Source organism: Pseudomonas sp. ASL4, assembly GCF_056680395.1.
The window spans coordinates 4,627,114-4,643,542 of the sequence record NZ_CM155280.1 but is presented as its reverse complement, the minus strand read 5'-3'; the positions used below and the strand labels follow the sequence as shown (position 1 = coordinate 4,643,542).

The 16,429-nt window shown below is 59.1% G+C and carries 20 protein-coding genes; all 20 read right to left on the bottom strand.

Going from position 1 to position 16,429, the window contains the following annotated elements; genetic code table 11:
• Nucleotides 1-60 precede the first annotated feature (60 nt).
• A complete protein-coding gene (locus AC1MEW_RS20855) occupies nt 61-531 on the bottom strand; it encodes a single-stranded DNA-binding protein (protein ID WP_480423465.1) in 471 nt (156 codons plus the stop codon).
• Nucleotides 528-1,046: a DUF3158 family protein gene (locus tag AC1MEW_RS20850; protein ID WP_480423464.1), complete on the bottom strand. Its 519-nt coding sequence runs from the start codon at nt 1,044-1,046 to the stop codon at nt 528-530. The genes AC1MEW_RS20855 and AC1MEW_RS20850 overlap by 4 nt, the downstream gene beginning before the upstream one ends.
• Nucleotides 1,043-1,798: a PFL_4669 family integrating conjugative element protein gene (locus tag AC1MEW_RS20845; RefSeq protein WP_480423462.1), complete on the bottom strand. Its 756-nt coding sequence runs from the start codon at nt 1,796-1,798 to the stop codon at nt 1,043-1,045. Before AC1MEW_RS20845 ends, AC1MEW_RS20850 begins: the two co-directional genes overlap by 4 nt.
• Nucleotides 1,799-2,018: 220 nt before the next feature.
• Entirely contained in the window at nt 2,019-3,203 is a 1,185-nt protein-coding gene (locus AC1MEW_RS20840) for an STY4528 family pathogenicity island replication protein (RefSeq protein ID WP_480423461.1), read from the bottom strand.
• Nucleotides 3,200-3,748: a DUF2857 domain-containing protein gene (locus AC1MEW_RS20835; protein ID WP_480423460.1), complete on the bottom strand. Its 549-nt coding sequence runs from the start codon at nt 3,746-3,748 to the stop codon at nt 3,200-3,202. Before AC1MEW_RS20835 ends, AC1MEW_RS20840 begins: the two co-directional genes overlap by 4 nt.
• A complete protein-coding gene (locus AC1MEW_RS20830) occupies nt 3,745-5,331 on the bottom strand; it encodes a ParB family protein (protein WP_480423458.1) in 1,587 nt (528 codons plus the stop codon). Before AC1MEW_RS20830 ends, AC1MEW_RS20835 begins: the two co-directional genes overlap by 4 nt.
• A gap of 14 nt (nt 5,332-5,345) precedes the next feature.
• Nucleotides 5,346-5,555 (bottom strand): hypothetical protein, encoded by a 210-nt coding sequence (locus tag AC1MEW_RS20825; protein WP_342215339.1) that lies wholly within the window; start codon nt 5,553-5,555, stop codon nt 5,346-5,348.
• Between the two features lie 85 nt (nt 5,556-5,640).
• Nucleotides 5,641-6,483 (bottom strand): ParA family protein, encoded by an 843-nt coding sequence (locus tag AC1MEW_RS20820; protein ID WP_480423457.1) that lies wholly within the window; start codon nt 6,481-6,483, stop codon nt 5,641-5,643.
• A gap of 4 nt (nt 6,484-6,487) precedes the next feature.
• Complete coding sequence (locus tag AC1MEW_RS20815; RefSeq protein WP_201180397.1) at nt 6,488-6,718, bottom strand: AlpA family phage regulatory protein; 231 nt, start codon at nt 6,716-6,718, stop codon at nt 6,488-6,490.
• Nucleotides 6,719-6,833: 115 nt separating this feature from the next.
• Nucleotides 6,834-7,583 carry a hypothetical protein gene (locus AC1MEW_RS20810; protein ID WP_201180398.1) on the bottom strand — a complete coding sequence of 250 codons (750 nt, stop codon included), beginning with the start codon at nt 7,581-7,583 and terminating at the stop codon, nt 6,834-6,836.
• Between the two features lie 803 nt (nt 7,584-8,386).
• A complete protein-coding gene (locus AC1MEW_RS20805; RefSeq protein WP_480423454.1) occupies nt 8,387-9,211 on the bottom strand; it encodes a DUF4198 domain-containing protein in 825 nt (274 codons plus the stop codon).
• 8 nt (nt 9,212-9,219) lie between these two features.
• Nucleotides 9,220-9,543 (bottom strand): hypothetical protein, encoded by a 324-nt coding sequence (locus AC1MEW_RS20800; RefSeq protein WP_480423453.1) that lies wholly within the window; start codon nt 9,541-9,543, stop codon nt 9,220-9,222.
• A gap of 29 nt (nt 9,544-9,572) precedes the next feature.
• Nucleotides 9,573-10,586 (bottom strand): metal ABC transporter substrate-binding protein, encoded by a 1,014-nt coding sequence (locus AC1MEW_RS20795; RefSeq protein WP_480423451.1) that lies wholly within the window; start codon nt 10,584-10,586, stop codon nt 9,573-9,575.
• Complete coding sequence (locus tag AC1MEW_RS20790; RefSeq protein WP_480423450.1) at nt 10,583-11,488, bottom strand: metal ABC transporter permease; 906 nt, start codon at nt 11,486-11,488, stop codon at nt 10,583-10,585. The genes AC1MEW_RS20795 and AC1MEW_RS20790 overlap by 4 nt, the downstream gene beginning before the upstream one ends.
• A complete protein-coding gene (locus tag AC1MEW_RS20785; RefSeq protein WP_480423449.1) occupies nt 11,485-12,162 on the bottom strand; it encodes a metal ABC transporter ATP-binding protein in 678 nt (225 codons plus the stop codon). Before AC1MEW_RS20785 ends, AC1MEW_RS20790 begins: the two co-directional genes overlap by 4 nt.
• 14 nt (nt 12,163-12,176) lie before the next feature.
• Nucleotides 12,177-13,109: a metal ABC transporter solute-binding protein, Zn/Mn family gene (locus tag AC1MEW_RS20780; RefSeq protein ID WP_480423447.1), complete on the bottom strand. Its 933-nt coding sequence runs from the start codon at nt 13,107-13,109 to the stop codon at nt 12,177-12,179.
• On the bottom strand, nt 13,106-13,771 hold the full coding sequence (locus tag AC1MEW_RS20775; protein WP_480423446.1) for a DUF6162 family protein: 666 nt from the start codon (nt 13,769-13,771) through the stop codon (nt 13,106-13,108). Before AC1MEW_RS20775 ends, AC1MEW_RS20780 begins: the two co-directional genes overlap by 4 nt.
• 116 nt (nt 13,772-13,887) lie before the next feature.
• Complete coding sequence (locus AC1MEW_RS20770; RefSeq protein ID WP_480423445.1) at nt 13,888-14,376, bottom strand: DUF6644 family protein; 489 nt, start codon at nt 14,374-14,376, stop codon at nt 13,888-13,890.
• 32 nt (nt 14,377-14,408) lie between these two features.
• Complete coding sequence (locus AC1MEW_RS20765; RefSeq protein ID WP_480423444.1) at nt 14,409-14,897, bottom strand: DUF6644 family protein; 489 nt, start codon at nt 14,895-14,897, stop codon at nt 14,409-14,411.
• 21 nt (nt 14,898-14,918) lie between these two features.
• Nucleotides 14,919-16,427 carry an alpha/beta hydrolase domain-containing protein gene (locus AC1MEW_RS20760; RefSeq protein ID WP_480423443.1) on the bottom strand — a complete coding sequence of 503 codons (1,509 nt, stop codon included), beginning with the start codon at nt 16,425-16,427 and terminating at the stop codon, nt 14,919-14,921.
• Between the last annotated feature and the right edge of the window lie 2 nt (nt 16,428-16,429).

Here is a 16,429-nt window from a genome sequence, read left to right as displayed (position 1 = left end):
AGCGAGTAGTAATACGCCAGCAACTTCGCGCAAAGGGGCATTTTTTATGCCTAATGCTCGTCATTCCGGAGATGGTGGCCCTCTGCGCTTTTTGGGTTTCGACGCAGGTGAGCTGGCCTGCTCTGTGTTTTTCCCGACGGGTGTCGCAGATGCCGCCGGTTCACTGGAGCGTTCCCGCATGACCACGCTGTGCACCCGGTGAGGCAGGATGCCGACTCGACGGGCCTCGATCTTGAAGGTCACCCGCGCATTGTCTTCGCTGTCCTCCCACTCATCGCGCACGGTGCGGCCTTCGACCAACACACGCATGCCTTTCTGGTACAGCGTGCTCCAGTGTTCAGCCTCGCGGTGCCAGAGCTCAACCGGCGCCCAATAACCGCCTCGATCTTCATAGCTGCCATCGCGTGGCACGGGGTTGTCGAAGTACACATTCAGCCGCAGCAAGCGTCGTGGCTCGTCATTGCCTGAGGGGAACTCCTGGAACTCTGGCGCACTGCCGATGTTGCCTTCGCCGACGAAAAAAGTACTCATTGTGATAACTCCACAGCTGGTGTGAACTGGCGCAGCAGCCGTTCGGCACTGGCCATTTTGATCGCGCAGGTCGAGGCCTGGCGATAGAGGGAATGCACCACGCTCATTTGCAGGTTCAGTGCAATGCGATCGCGTTCGAAACGGTGCAATCCCTCGCGTACGATCTGCGGCAGGACTTTGTTGCAGACCTGGCGTTCCCAGACAGCTACCCCTATACGGGCGAAGTCACGGGTGCGCCAACGCAAAAAGGTGCTGCCAGCGCTGGTGTTCTGCAGCACCAATCGAATATCCAGCAGTGAGTAAGGGGGCTGTCCGGCTTGCTGCACAACAGCCTCCATCAGGTGACATAACTGCGCCTCGATGTCCCTCGCCACCTGCGCCAAGTGTTCCAACTCCCCCTTACCCTTAAAGGGCTTTAAAAGGCCTTTTAGGGAGGCGGCGTGTTCGAGGTGTCGATAGGCATCCGGTGTCAACGCTTCGAAGGGCATTGGTTTTGCCGAGATCAGGGGATTCATGCTTCGTCCTCCAGCTGGTCCACCGTCGCAGATGGCACTCCCACTTCGTCTGCCAACGCGTCAGCGTCACCCACTGCCACAGCACCACGACGAATGATCGGTGGCGCGAACTGGGAGCGGCGATGACCCTCCAGGATGTCCATGGGGGGCAAACCCATTTTATCGATGGCCGCCAGGGCACGGGCGTTGTTCGCCGCCATGTCATCGCGTGTGACCCCAGCATGCCGATAGCGCTGTGCCTGGCCGAACAGGCTGCGCAGCAGATGGGCACCGTCATCAATCCAGGCTTCCATATCCCTGCGGCCGATCAAAGCGGTGTGATGGGCCAATAGGGTCCGGCGCACCAGGGTGTCGTAGTCAGTCAGCAGGTAGACCGCCAGAAAACCCAGTTGGCTGCCGATGTACAACGGCAAGGTGACGGGGTGGATGTTGAGGTTGTCGCCCATGTCGATCTGTGTCGGCAGGTCCTGTCTGATTCGGTCCAGCTGTAGGGTCAGTTCCAGCATCCCAGCCTTGGCCTGCATCAGTTTTTCTTCGAGTTGCGCGATGGCCCAGTCGGCATAGGGATCGTCCTGGGCCGCGGTTTGTTTGATCAGGTTGGTGACACTGATGTAGCCGACCATGCCCATGATCGAGTGGACGCCTTCACGTGCGGCCCGACCTTGCCAGATACGGGCGGCGTGGTGGGTGTGCAGGGTCAGGGTGATGCTGCTGCGCAATGAACCCAGATTGAGTTGATAGTGATCGGCCACGGTGTTGTCCTCGCATTCGCTTGGACAGGAACGTTGCGACAGATGAGGGTCAAGGACAGCCAAAAAGCTGAATGCGGTCTGTTCGGTTTGGTTTAAGAGGGTTAACTATGGAGACGTCAATGGGAGGAGATGTCCCGGCTTTTCCCTATAAAGTTTCATAGTTTGGTCCGATGTGTTCGTAGGGTGGAACTCCATGGATTTGATGCCAGTGGCATCAAATCTACTGACGTCCACCGCGTTTGCCACGCAATTGGCGCAGCTCATTCAGGCACGCTTGGGCAAGGGCAGACGCGGGTTCGCCCTGTTGTCGAGATGGCCGCGAGGGGGGGGGTGGTTCTGCAATGGGTGACGGTTCTGCCTGACCTGCCCAAGGGCGAAAGTCACCTTTCAGCGCACGCTGGATCAGACCCATCAGATACGCCGCTGGCTTGCGGATACCGCCGGCCGTACAGCGTGCTCCCGCTTCGTTGAGCACCGCCTGACGATCCGCGGGTTTGAGCTTGTTCAGCGCCACGGCGACGGCCTGACGCTCGCTTGGGCTCAGGTTCAGCGGAGTGGGCCAGTGCAGGTTATCCACCGCTTGGGTCGCGCGCGGTACTGTACAAATACTTTCTTTGAATACAGTACAGGCGGCGTTCGGATTCCGAACGGTGCCGGAAACACTGGCGTTCAGACTCGGTTCGGAATCCGAACGAGGGCCTGCACGATTCCGAACGAGGGCATCTTCCCCCCGTTCGAAATCGTGCAGAGTGGCATCGGTTGCCGGATCCAATCCTTGCTGCGCCCAAAGTTCGCCCCAACTGTCGAGCCGCGTCGGTAACCGATCCCGATCGATATTCGTGTCTTGGCGGACTTCCTCCACAACGTGCTGGGCGACAATACGCACCGCCTTGGTGGCATGACCGAGGGCATGTCCGACCAGCGCCAGGTAATCCTGATCCAGTTCCATGGCTTCGGCGGGGGTTAACGGCTCATCGTGCAGGACATACAGAGAACCTTGGAGACGTCCGCTGAGCTGGTCGCGTCCGCGACTCACCAAACTGAGCCACCGCGTCAACCTGAGCATCGTCAACACCCGAGCAATGGTTTCACGGGAGGCTGACGCACCGTAGGGCACGCTAGACAGGTAAGGTTGCAAATCCTCATAGCGCGGTGTGACCACGCCCTGACCGTGCAGCATGAGTCGAAACACCTGCCAGGCATTCCGTTCCAATGGCGTCAGCCGACTATCCAACAGCAGCCGACGTGGCACGACTTCGTGAGATTGGCCACTGAACAAAAAGCCAGCCTGTAGAGCCTGGTTGGAGGGTTGTTCAGTGGTGGGGCGTGCGGGCCAGCGTTCACTCAGCCGCTGGGTGCATTGCTGCAGGACACGTTGCCAGCGACTGGACGGGGCAGTGTTCATGTGTTGTTGCTGTACTGGTCAATCTGCTGCCAAACGATGGTCAAGCTGATCTGTTGCTCTTCCGCCAGCATCATCATGGCGTCGAGCTGATCCCCGGTACTGTCTTGAGCGCGCAGCTGGCACCATCGCTGCCAGAGTGCGTGTTCCTGCGCTTCACTCAAATGCTGAGGGCGGCCCTTACGGGTTTCTATCTTGAGCAGACGCCGACGCAGGGCGGTTTCCGAATGCGCCAGGCCGAAGCACTGATACATGATGGTGCTGCTGGCGCCCAGCTTGAGCGCTCGGTTGATCAATCGCTCGTTCTGCTCGTCACGTTCGGCTTGTTCGATCAATCGATGCAGCACCGGCGAGTCGATCTTGACCTCAACCCAGGGGACGGTGGCATGGGCCAGGCGTGACAGGGTGGTGGGTGGTAAGGATTGCAACAGGTAGATGTCATCCTCACGCAGTCCGAGTGCTTTGCAGCGCTGCAGGTTTCCCTGGCGCAACTCGTGTAGCACCTGGGTCAGCATGGCTTGGTTGAGCACATTGAAGGACAGATTCATAGCAGCTCCTTCGGTGAGTTGCCTTCCTGGTTAAGCGTTAAGTCGATCAGGCGGCGGGCCAGGCGGATCAGGCGATACAGTTTGATGAGCAGACTGTCGGGCAATCGCTCCAGTCCGACATCCACGGCGGGACGATCTGTGAGCGGAAGTTGATAGACCCCCAACAGCAGCTGCCCGAACAAGGCTGAAGGCAGTTGCTTGCGATCCTCCCAGTTCACGTCGTCTTGAGCACGCAGCAGGGCCAGGAGCAATAAGTGAACGCCGGTCGCGCGAGGCGCTGCAAGATCAACTCGCTCGATGTTGAGGGCGAAGCCCAAGCCAAGCTGCTGATCGATGACGCTCTCGGGATGTCCGGCATATGCCGCCATTTCCCGCGCCAGTGTGGCAATGGCGGATCGCAGTTGTTCGGGGCTATCCAGTGCTGGTGCGATGGTCCAGATGTCGTCGATCGCATAGGTGTCGACCGAAGATGCTGCGTCGGTGGCGGTCTCGCGATCGATTTGTTCACGAATCTGTTGAACGCGTGATGGAGGACTGACCGCTGATACGACGTTCGTTTCAGGCGGTGTAAGCAATTCCTCTCGCGTTGGTTCGGTCTGGGGTCTGGCATCCGTTGATTTGGAATGAGGCTCGGAGGAGGGAGTTCCTGCAGCGGCGATATCAACGCTCGGCAAATGGTTGTTCTCTGGGGGCGTAGTCACGACGATGCCCGGCGTCGAGATGACCCGCTGGGTGTCGCTCAGTTCCAAGGCCAACATACGGTAGGACAGTCCGAGCAAGTGGCTCATGCGTTCGAGCAGTTCATCCTGGAGCTGCTCAAGATCGAAGGACTCGGGTTCGGCATCGAAGTAACCCAGTGTATCGAGCCAAAAATCGGCGAACGCGATGGGGGCGGTTGGATAGCGGTTCCAGGTTTGTTCTGCCTGGCTGCGTAGGCCGATTAGGCGTTCGATCTGGGGCTTACCCAATCCGGCATACAGCGTTTGTGGGATGGCGGGCAGTAGGTGTTCAAGGGTGTCCAGCATTCGGCTGATGTGCGACTGCGAAATCGGATAGCCTCCAGCGGCAAGACGTCGAACGAGCTCACGTTGTGAGAGCACAGCTCCCTCTGCTTCGAGCATGGTTTTGAGTTTGGCTACCGCCAGAGCCCGTTCGATGAAAGTGAGCTGGCCGTGCAGATCGCTTTCGGCCAGATGGCCGAGTAGGGCGGTGATTTCATTGCTCCAAGGTCGGAACAGGCAATGAATGCGAAAGAAACGCTCGTCGCGGGTTTCCTGCCACAGCTCGCCGAGAATTGCCAAGCGCGTATTACCGCCGTTGCGGATGATGAAATAGGTTTCACCCGGGCGGCGGGTAATCGGTGGCGGTTGATCCAGCCCGCGTTCACGGATCGAAGCCTTGATATCGTCGTATAGCGGATTACGGATGAAGCGCGGGTTGTGTTCGTAGGGCCGCAACTCCTCCAGCGTGACCAGCATAGGTGTATCAGTGAGTGGATCGGACAGCCGCTCCAGTTCTGGACCTCGGGGGAAGTGGTCCTGGTGCAGCTTGTCGGTGATCTGCTCCTGACTGAGCTTCTTCATCGGAAAAACCTCAGTTAACGCCGGTTACGCAAATGGTCACCGACCTCGAACTTGACGATCTCGGCAGGGCCCGAACCTTCGAAATGTCGGGAAAGTTCTGCGAGGAACCATCCCATAGCCGAGCGCCTACCCTGCAGGCGAAAGACCACGGTGCAGTACTCCTCGCAAGGTGGGTGGTGTGGTTGAATGGAGGGTGGAACGATGATGGGCAGTTGATCCAACATCAGAAGACTCCTAGCCAAACGTGGTTGGCCTCAAGGTCGATCAAACACAATGACGGAGTGAGAAATGCCAGTTGGGTGATTTGTCTCATTGAACCTCCGCGCATCGGCTCACCGAAGAGATCGCCTCGCGCCATTCCGGAAACAACTCAATGGCCAACGCGTGCATGGTTTCCAGCGCTGATGGCGAGCGTCGTTCGCGTGACTGGCGCGTTTCGATTCGATGGACCGGTAGGCCAAGGGAGGCGGCGTTGAGATACGCCACTCGGTCTGGAACTATGGTGTCTAGAACCGAGATATTCGCAGTCTCGGCAAAGGTCTCGCGCAAGCCACGGATGATCATCCGGGTGTCCACCCGAATGGCATTCACCTGGTTCAGTAGCAGTCGTAAGGGTGGTGGTGGAATGCCCATGTGGCGGAATGGTTCGAGTTCGCTGAGTAGCTTCAAGGTGCCGCGCTGCAGTTCACGGGCAGCGAGCATTTCCGGCGTGATGGGCGAGAGGGCGAGATCGGAGGCCAGGATGGCCATCTCCAGCAGCACGCTACGCGCACCTTGGGTGTCGATCAAAAGCAGATCGTAATGGGGACCGAAGTTGTCGAGCAGATTGCGCAGCCGTAATCGCCCGTCAGGGGCATGCAGCAGCAAGATGCTCAGCCGGCCTTGATCGTCGTTAGAGAGGATCAGGTCGAGTCCCGTGATCACTGTCCTGGAAACAATTTGTGCAGGAGTTGCTAGGTTGAGTGCAATGAGCTCGTACGCACCAGCAACAGCTTTCTGGTTCAAGGCGTAATAGATGGAGAGGGTGGGTTGGCCATCCAGATCCAGCAGCAGAACACGCAGGCCAGCATCCGTCAAAAGACCGCCGAGATTAACGGCTACTGTGGTTTTTCCTGCTCCACTTTTGGTGGAAACCACTGATACCACGCGCATGGCATCAGGCCTGCTGCGCCAAGCGCTCGGTGACCCACCGCTCGATCTCCAGCGAGTCCCAGCCGACGGCGCGCAGTCCAATGCGTTTGGCTTGAGGGAATTTACCTTCCTTCATCAGGTTGTAGATGTGCGCTCGCTTGAAGCCGGTTTTTCGCTCCACCTCGTCACGCCGCATGATGTGACGTTCGACTTGTGGTTGAGGTGCTTCAACGATGGGTGAGGGTTGGCTGGACATGCTGGTCACTCCTGGCGCCGATTGGCATGTGATGGGAAGTGGCCTGTATTGAGGAGCAAAAAAGTGAGCGAGTCATTGCACTGCAATCGAGGGCATTGCAGTGCACTGCCATGGCTCACGTGGTTTTTTTGAGGCTACGGTTGGCCGCAGCGAACTTTTCATCCAGTGTTCGCTTGCTTAAACCAGAAGTTTCACCGTAACGAGCAATAATCGCATCGACGATTGCAGATTGGCTCTTGAACACGGAAAGCGGTTTGCCTGAGGGCGACACGTCCAAGACGGTGTTGACCAAGGCACCGATGGTCTGCAGGTAGGTGTGTTCACTACGTTTACTGAGCTGTCCCTGTGTTTTGACCAACGCTTTCAGGCTTTCTTGTTCAAGTCCCAACTCCTGAAGATTGGCTATAATATCTCGGAGCTGATGCTGCAGCGTATCCCGCTCTCGTAGGAGGGCATCCCGCTCGGCCTGGAGTGCAAAGTAAACACCCAAGCTGATTTTATCTTGAGTGTCGTCGTTCGATTCGAACAGGAAGTCGGGTCGCTGATCGGGGTAGTAGATTTTCATCCAATGACGCAGATCCGAATGTCGAACCGTCAACAAAGTGAGCTCCACGGGGGTGCCCAGGGGGACCGAAATACCGAAGGAGCCGTACGGTAATTCGCCATTACGGACGGCGTCATAAATTCTGTCGGTATTGGCCTGTAGGCAAGGCCATTGAGGAAATAGGGTCCTGAGCTTTTCCGGGCAGGACCAAGCCGCTTGCACGATCTGCGGTTCGTAACGAATGAGGTTGCACCAACGCAGTGCTGCGTCGATGGGCCGATAAAAGGTTTTAGCCTGCGGGTTAAAGTTGTTTGAAGACATGTACGAACGGACCTCCATTCCTTATGGATCGGCCTCCCGCGAAACATCTCTACATCGCTTACCTGCTAGAAAATTACTGGCAGTGGCTGTGAGTTCGGATTTTTTACTCGATGAGGTTATTCCATTTACATAGCTTCATAGCCGACGAAATCTATAATTATCCCGATTTGTAAGATATCGACTAGCGGTGTCGTGTCTTAATCCCTCATTTGGCTCAAGCTCTTCACGGGTGTTATCATTTTTTGGCGTCTAGCGTTGCTCGCTCAAAGACGGCAGCCCTCAGATCATAGGTGCCTGCTCTCAATATCGTTATCCAAAATCGGCATGCTAAAAAACCTAACGATTGATTTGAACCATATTGGTGCAAGTCTTGTTTGGCTGCCACTTTGGGATAACGCCTCTCTGAAGACACCTCGTAGGTGATGGACGCGGACCTTATAAAGCCCCCGCTTGACGTTCTTCACAAACTCATTGAGCAGCATTTGACGCACCGTGAGCTAAATGGTCTCCCTGATCGTTCAGTTGCGTCCCGACTCGTTGAAGGAGAAGCAGGTGACCTTGGTTGCCTCACTCGGATGCACTGGATGATTTTTTTCTGAGAGGTCAGACGGAGGGGCGTGTTCAGAATCAATATGGGGGCTCCTGCTCTGTCGGAAATCTTCGATAACATGCGCCCGTTCCGCGAAGAGATCCTTCGATCTGGTCGCAGGACGTCAATGACCAGGAGCGACTTAGCGTCATCCAAACATCCGTAAATTAAATATTTCTCATTTTCTCTGCTACTGCCCCCTGATGGGCTTGTGTCATTTCATGTCTCTGGCCTGCACCCACAGCACCGCGTCTTGCGACAGGGGTTTGCCCTTATGGGTTTTCGTTGTGCCGATGTCGAGCGCTGCAATGCCCCACCAGCCGGCCCGGGGCAGGCCGATGGTCACGATGCCCTGAGAGTCCGTGTACGTGCTCAGGGCTTTGAATGAAGCTTGAGGTGCCGTTACATAGTCTTGCTGGCCGAAGGCGTTTTTCTCGATATCGACGGAATGGTTGACGTATTCGATTTCGATCTCGGCGAACGGAACGGGCTTGCCGTCGGCCAGCACCAAGGCGCGGAACACTCCGCCCGTCCAGTTTGCATAAGGCTTGCTGAGTGGCTGGATCTCAACCGGCAACCCTTGTGGTTCTGCCCAGTTGCCGGGTACTCCGCCCACGTTCACGATCAGCTTGGTGAACTGTTGGATGTAGACATCTTCCTCGGTTTCCAGGTAGGGCTCGGGTTCGAGTACGAAGATATGGTCACCCAGTGAGCGCACCAACTCCCGTGGAATCGACGCACGATAGGCAGTCGTTCGGTTATCACGACTTTGCCACTGGACAGGGCGCAAGTATTTGCGCAGATCGATTTTTTCCCCGCCGTGCGAGCTGATGTGGCTGAAGGCGCGAGGTTCATCCATGGTCATGGTGGGGCCGCCGGAGAAGGGATGCGTGAACACTAGTGCGAACTCCAGTTTGTCCGCGCGCGGCAGCGCCGTTTCCTCGACGTAGAGCATCTGGAAGTGGGCCTGCGCAGCGCCGGCCAGGCAGCTGAGCATCGCCGCGGCAAGACCTTGGAGCAGTTGTCTTTTGATCGTCATGGTCGCTTTCACTTTGAAATGTCGGAGGATTGAATTGTGGTTTCGTGACCCTCTCCTCCGAGGAAAATCACGGAGTAGTTGCCTGCCGGGGCCTGGAACGAATAGGTGCTGTCCTTGCCGACTTCGCCTTCGAGCAACACCTTGTTGCTCATGTCGCGAACATGGATTTTTCGGCCGGCGGCCGAACTGCCGTCAGTGAAACCGGCCTCGCATTTCACCCAGTCATCGTGCTCGATGTAGCAGTCGAAGACGGGGCCATGGGCGAAGGCTGCCTGGCAGAATAAAAGGGCGCCTGCTATCAGTATTCGGTGTGCTGAACCTATGGGTTTCATAAGGACTAAAGCCTTTACTGTCGAGGTGATCATTGACGAGGCGAATGAACATCGCTGCTCGTATTGGTATTGCCTGTCTTTGCTTTATCAGGTGCAGGGAAGGCCGCCAGTAAGGCATCCAGGTTTGAACGCAGCAGTGCGTCGTACCCGGTGGCCGGGTCGGCGAGTATTCCCGGGTTGCCCGTGTCCAGGATCAGCAAGCGTGCGCCCCCGTCCTGAATGGCCTTGGCGATCTTTTCATCCGGAGCCCACTTGTGGACCACCACGCGAATGTCGTTCTCGCGCAGGTACTGGGTCAGTGCGGCGCGGTCGGTATCGCTCCAGTCGATGTCCTGTCGCACGAACCAGCCGTCGACAAAGACGCCGAACTCGCCAAACAGGTAGATGAACTCATTGGCCAGCGACAGCACTCGCACATCCGGCAGCGCGACCATCCGGGCGCCGTACTCGGCCTTGAGCTGGCGCAATCGGCTATCAAGTGCGGCGAGGTTGGCCGCTATCCGGGGCGCATCGGCGGGAGACAGGCGTGCCAGGTCTGCAGCGATCAGCGCCGACATGCGCATGCCGTTGACGGGCCCGAGCCAGGCGTAGGGCGACAGGCCGCCGTCGACGTTGCCCGCGACGACCCAGGGCACGTCGTTCGAGGGCACGCGCACCACGGCCACGCCGGGCTTGATTGCCTCCCATGAGCGCGAGGCGTCGATCTCGACGATCCGCAGGTTGTGGCGGCGCGCGGTCGCATACAGCGGGTCTGCGCGCCAGAGATTGCTCAGGGTCACCACGGCGTCGGCCTGCTGGAACACGGCGGGGTCAAGACGCGACAGCGCGTTGGCCATGCTTTCCATGGGCACGGGCGTGTCCGGCGGCAGGCGCACGGCGTCGATGTGCGTGCCTTCGCTAAGTGCCGACGTGAGTGCGTACACCGCCGGCAGTGCAACGAGCACCCGCTGCCGGCCGGTATCGGCAAAGGCAGACAGCTGGGTACCCAACAGCAGTGCCAGCATCGCCAGCCAGGATCTACGTGATATGCAAAGCCATTTCATACGCTGGCACCTTTGAATCGCGACGAAGTCGCGCGGATGATGGTGGTCGCGACGAACACCAGGGCGGCGACCAGCACGATCGCACCGCCGGTCGGCACGGGTATGTGAAATTGCATGGGGGCCAGGATGCCGACCACGCAGGAAAACGTAGCGATCAGGACGGCAAGCGCGACCAGTGCCGGAAGTGACCGGGTGACGTTGCGTGCTGCCGCAGCAGGTATCAGCAGAAGGGCCTCAACCAGCACCGCGCCGATGATCTTCAAACAGGCCACCGTCACCAGCGTGACCAACACCACAAACAGGTACTCGGCAGTGCGCACCCGCACGCCGCGAGCGTGCGCCAGGCTTGGGTTGAGGCTGGACAGCAACATGCCGTTGTACAGTGGCAGCCCGATGAGCGCGCAAATCACCGTTATGCCAAGCAGCACGTTCATGTCGGTGTGGTCCACGGCCAGGATGGAGCCGAACAGCACGCTTTCCATCACGTGGGTGTTGATCTTCGCCGAGACGAACAGCAGCAACGAGGCGCCGACGGCCAGCGAGATGGACAGGAACACGCCGATCAGCGTGTCGTTGGCCAGCGTCGTGCGGTGCTGGGTGTATTTGAGCGTCAGCGCGAACAGCAGGCAGAAGCCGAACATCGACAGGTAAGGCGAGGTATAGGACTCGCCGATCAGCACGCCGATGGCAACCCCGGTCATCGCCGCATTGCCCACGGACTGGCTGAAGAACGCCATGCGCTTGATCATCACCATCGAGCCCAGCACCCCTAGCAACGGCCCGATGAGGACGGCGCACATCAGCGCGTTGATCACGAACTCGTATTCGAATGGTTGCGGCAGCATCTGGCTCGCGGCGAGCGCCAGGAGGTGGTCGCGAATGAAATCGTACAAGGCATTCATCGCATATCCTCCAGTAGGCCGTCGATCTGATCGGCGGGGCCATGAAACAGCACACGTTGGTTGATAACCGTCACGGACTGCGCGATACGCCTGACCTGTTCGAGGTCGTGGTTGATCCAGAGGACGGTGACGCCGCACTCGTTCAACTCGGCCACCAGCGCCTCCACCAGTCGCACCCCTGCCTCGTCGATACCGGCGGTCGGTTCATCGAGGATCAGCAGCCACGGCACCGGGCTGATCGCCTGGGCCAGCAGCACGCGCTGGCGCTGCCCACCGGACAGGCTGCCAAATGGTTTTGTGCCCATGTCGGCAACGCCGGTACGCGCCAGGGCCACGGCATTGGCTGCCTTGGCGGATCGGCTTGAGCCCAGGAAGGCCGGCCTGCGTTGCCCGAGAAGCGCCATTACATCGTTGACCGTCATCGGCACGTTGCGGTCGAAATCCAGCAGCTGCGGCACATAGCCCACCGGCTTGGCGACGCCCTCGAAGTGGATGGTCCCCGAATGCGGCATCTGGCCCAGCAGCGCACGCACGAGGGAGGTCTTGCCTCCGCCGTTCGGGCCAACCAGGCAGTGCAGTGCACCGGCTTGTACCCGAAAGCTCACCTTGTCGAGCACCTGTGTACCCCCCAGTTGTAGTGAGACGTTATCGAACACCACGGTAGGTCCGCGCATCGCTTGCTCCCCCTTCATTGCTGAATAAACTCGACGGCTTCTGCCAGGGTCTGGAGGTTGTCGCGCATGGCCACCTCGAATTCGTCCGCGCTGTAGGTGCTGCCGGTGATGTGAGACAGGGTGAAGACCTTCACGCCGGTGGCGGCCTCGATGGGTTTGGCCAGGTCCAAGGAAAAGTTCTTTTCGGCAAAAAGCACCCGCACATTGGCTTTTTTGATGGTGTCGATGGTGGTGGCCAGCTGGCGCGCAGTCGGCGCCACGCCGTGACGCGGCTCAATGACTGCACTCACGAACAAACCGAACTCCTGCATCATGTAGTCGTAGCCGCCATGCAACGTCGCGCAACGAAACGTCGAAAGATCCAGCGCGGCAAAGCGAGTCATGAAGCCTGCCCGTAGTGCCCGGATCCGTCCGGCATACGCCATGGCGTTGTGTCGATAGGCCGCCGCGTTGTCCGGGTCCAACTCGCCCAGGCGGCGGGCGATCTCGAATACCTGTTGTATGGCAGCGGTGGTGGAGACAAACGTATGCGGGTTCACCACCTTGACGTCGCTCTGGTCGCCGTTGATGGGAATCAGCGCCACCGAGGCATTGGCCTGGATGATCGGCAGCGTCTCCCGGCGGCCGGCGGCCTTGAGGATCTCGAAGGCCCATTCATCGTGCCCGATGCCATTGACCACCAGCACATCGATGTTCATCGCGCGGGTGATATCGTCCGGTTGCGGCTGGTAATTGTGCGGATTCGCCTCCGCGGGGATCAGCGCAACGACGTCCGCCCGATCACCGACGATGTTGGCCACGAAACTGTAGTAGGGGTGCAGCGTGACGCCGACCTTGAGCCTCTTGCCCACGGGGTGTTCCGGGCTGGCAAGTGCGATGGCGGGAATCAGCAACAGCAGCGCGAGGCAACGGCGCAACAGAGTGCGGTGTTTTACAAAGGCATTCATGGCTGGGTTCCTTTTACGCGTTCGATTTCGCTGGTGCCGTCGTAAGGGATGACCTGTCGCCAGCCGTCGCCGACCAGCGACTCGGCCTTGACGATGGCGGGGTAGGGTGCGCTCGGATTGGGGTGGATCCAGATCGTCGCCTGGTTGGCCCACATCACTCCGGCATGGGCGTGCCCGATGACAAGCAGGTAGGCGCTCTGGCCCGGCACTCTGCCGCCGGAGCCGTAGTAAACGGTGGCGCCCTGGCCCTGGGTGGCTTGCGACACTTCGCTGGGGGGGGGCGTTGGGACAGCGGCGTCGCCGGCATGCCCGTCGGTGTCGGAGTGCTTGTCGGCAGTCAGCGCATGGGACAAATGGGTGCCGGGCAAAATCAGCTGCCAGTGCACCTTGCCATTGGTCTTCCAGAACGCGTCCCGGTAAAAGGGCGGCAGCAGAAGCTCCTGGGCACGATCCAGGGTGATCCAGCCGCCGGTATCGTTGTTGTTCCAGATGATTTCCTCACCTGCGGGCAACAGCGCGCTATGGATGGCCTGATCGACCGTATTCAGGCCGTCGAAGGAGCGAACCTGCCAGCTCAAGGGGGGGGGTGGGCCGACCTTCTGAGGCCGTAGAATCATATAACCGGTCACGCTGGCGATGACTAACAGTGCTGCAAGCAGCATTGCCGCCGATTCCCAACGGCCAGAGCGCGGACGCACCACCTTGATTCCACTGTATGCATCATCGCTGGGCACACCTGTGCGCAATTTGCGACGCCGGACGGGCGATAGACGAGCCATCAGAGAAAAGCGATCCAGCGGCCGAGAACTACCACGCCTGCCCACAGTGCCAACGAACTGAATCCCGCGACACGCGCCTGGCTGGGAGGCGGTAGCGTCGTGTCCCATTCGGCAATCCGGTGAAAGACGCCCAAATGGAATATCCCCATGTTGAGGCCCGCCAGCAGCAACAGACCCATCTTGCACAAGAAAGCAGTGTTCTGCGCATAGGTCGTGCCATTGGCGGAGAACATGAGCAGCCCGGTTATCACGCAAATCCCGAATGCGACCCAGGTGAATGGCAACAGTTCTTGTATGAGTCGTTGCGCGCTTCGGCGATGGGAAGCAACGCCGAGCAGACGCAAATCCACGACGGCGATGGTGCCGAACACCAGCGCGATGCCGATTACATGCATCGATTCAAGGGTTGGAAAGGCAGAACCCGACTCTCTGATAAAGGTGGCGACAGAGGTGTCCTGGAGGGCTTGTAGTGTTGGTTGAATGTCCATGGCGAATACCTTAGGGCTTTCGTTGAAAACGCTCAGATCGTGTAGGCGATCCAGCGACCGCAGAAGATCACGACACACCACAAGCCGATTGACAGCCAGGCTGACGTCTTGACGAGACGGGACGCGTCACCACGTTGTGCATCGTCGGCAGGGCGCAGCAGGCGGCGCCGTAGAAGCGAGGTCAATGCAAACGCACTGATAACCAGCGCCATCTTCAGCCAGAAGGTCGTGTTGACGAGTACGCGATCAGGCTCGGCGATGATCATGATCAATCCCGTGAACAGCAAGACGAGGAGTGCATAGCGCATCCAGGGGTAGTAACGACGGATGACGCTACGCAAGGGTTCGTCCATGGCGAACATCCCCGCCAGTCGCAGATCGGAGATGACCGCAGAGCCGAAGAGCACAGTGATGGTTATGATATGAATGCTCTGGACGGTAGGTATGATCCAGAGAATGTCCCTGATGGAAGTACTCAAGGGTGTGGCGTAGATCCAGGCAATGACGAGTGATGATGACATCTGCTGTTCTTCCAGATTGGTTTAGAAGTCTTGAGGTTTTGCGATCGAGCGCATGGCCGCCGCATCTTCTGGCAGTAGGTACCCTTCCTTGATCGAGAGGGCTTTGGCGTCTTCGAATTTCTGTTCGTAGTTGCTGAAGCTTCCATAACGCTGGCGAAGCTCTTCCTTCGAGTAAGGCACTTTGGTGTCGTAGATCAGTCCGCAGCCGGTCTCCTGATCCGTGAGGTAGGTTGCACTGGGCACCTGGATCCACGGCGGGCGAACTCCCCCTTGCAGGTTGCCGGTAGCGGGGTCGCGCGCCGCGGTCTTGCCATCGCGGGCGACCCGCGGAGCATTCGGCATGGGTTTGCCTTGGCGCACCCATTGGTCCATGCGATCCAGCAGCGACGAGACGATCAGCTCCGCCGGTTCGTCGTACAGCGTCCGGCATCGTGGGTCGTCGCCCTTGCCGACGTCGGCAGCGAACAGTTCGGTATGCTCCGTACCGAGGTCGGCCAGCCGCAGATGCGGCATGCCGGTCACTTCGTAGTAGCGAATCTGCGGGCTGTCGGTGTCCGGCGGCAGGTCGATGCCTTCGATCACGTCATGCATCAGTTCGGACTGGCTGTAGACGGTTACGAACGGGACGCCGTCGGGCGTATGGCGCGGTAGCCGGATGACGTCGCCGCCCACCTCTCCATAGGCCATGCGGCCGGTCATGTAGGCATCGATCAGCGGCCTTGCGTCGGGCATGCGCCATTGCTGGTGCCGACCCTGGTCGAGGTAGTCCATCCAGACCTGCGCGGTCACGGCCCAGCTATTGACATAGACCCGTCGTACGTCGAGACCGGTCAGCGGGCTTTTCGCCGCATTGGTTTTCAGCAGCAACGCCAGTTGCGCCCCGATGCCCTGTGACTGTGGGGCGAACGGATCGGGCGCGGCACCGCGGGTGAAGTGTTCCGGGTCGTAATACGTGCCCAGCGGCGCGTAGCGTGCAAAGTCGAAGCGGCGCATGAACTCGAAGTTCACGATCCGACCGTACTGTGCGATCTGCTCGGCCTCAGCAGCCGGGGTGTCCGAGATGAACTTGGGATCGACTTGCGGCTTGTTCACATTCAGCGTGTAACCGACGTACGCGTAGCCGCGACGTAGTAAATAGTCGCGGGTCAGGATCCATCCCGCGGCGCGCTCGCCGAACCAGCTGAACGGCTCGATCACGACCGTGCCATTGAAGCGCGCGGGGTCAGCCGGTTTGCGTACCAGAATGCGTGTGGTGTAAGGCGCCTCCAGCAGGGTTTTGCCCGAGGCGGTAATGGCCGGGGCAACGCCTTGCAGGTAAAACTCCTCCTCGACGTAGCCGTACTTGTCGAGGTCGATGTGTTCGGTGCCCGGGCGTTTCGCCGACGAAAGCGGCAGCTGTCCGGAGGGTGGCACAGCGATCACCGTGGGCATGCGAGGCACTTCTGCGAACGCGGTCGACGTGACAAGCAGCGACAGCAGGACGCTTTTCAGCGTTGGTCGCAGGAGGCTGATTGTTGTCAGTCTTTCCATTT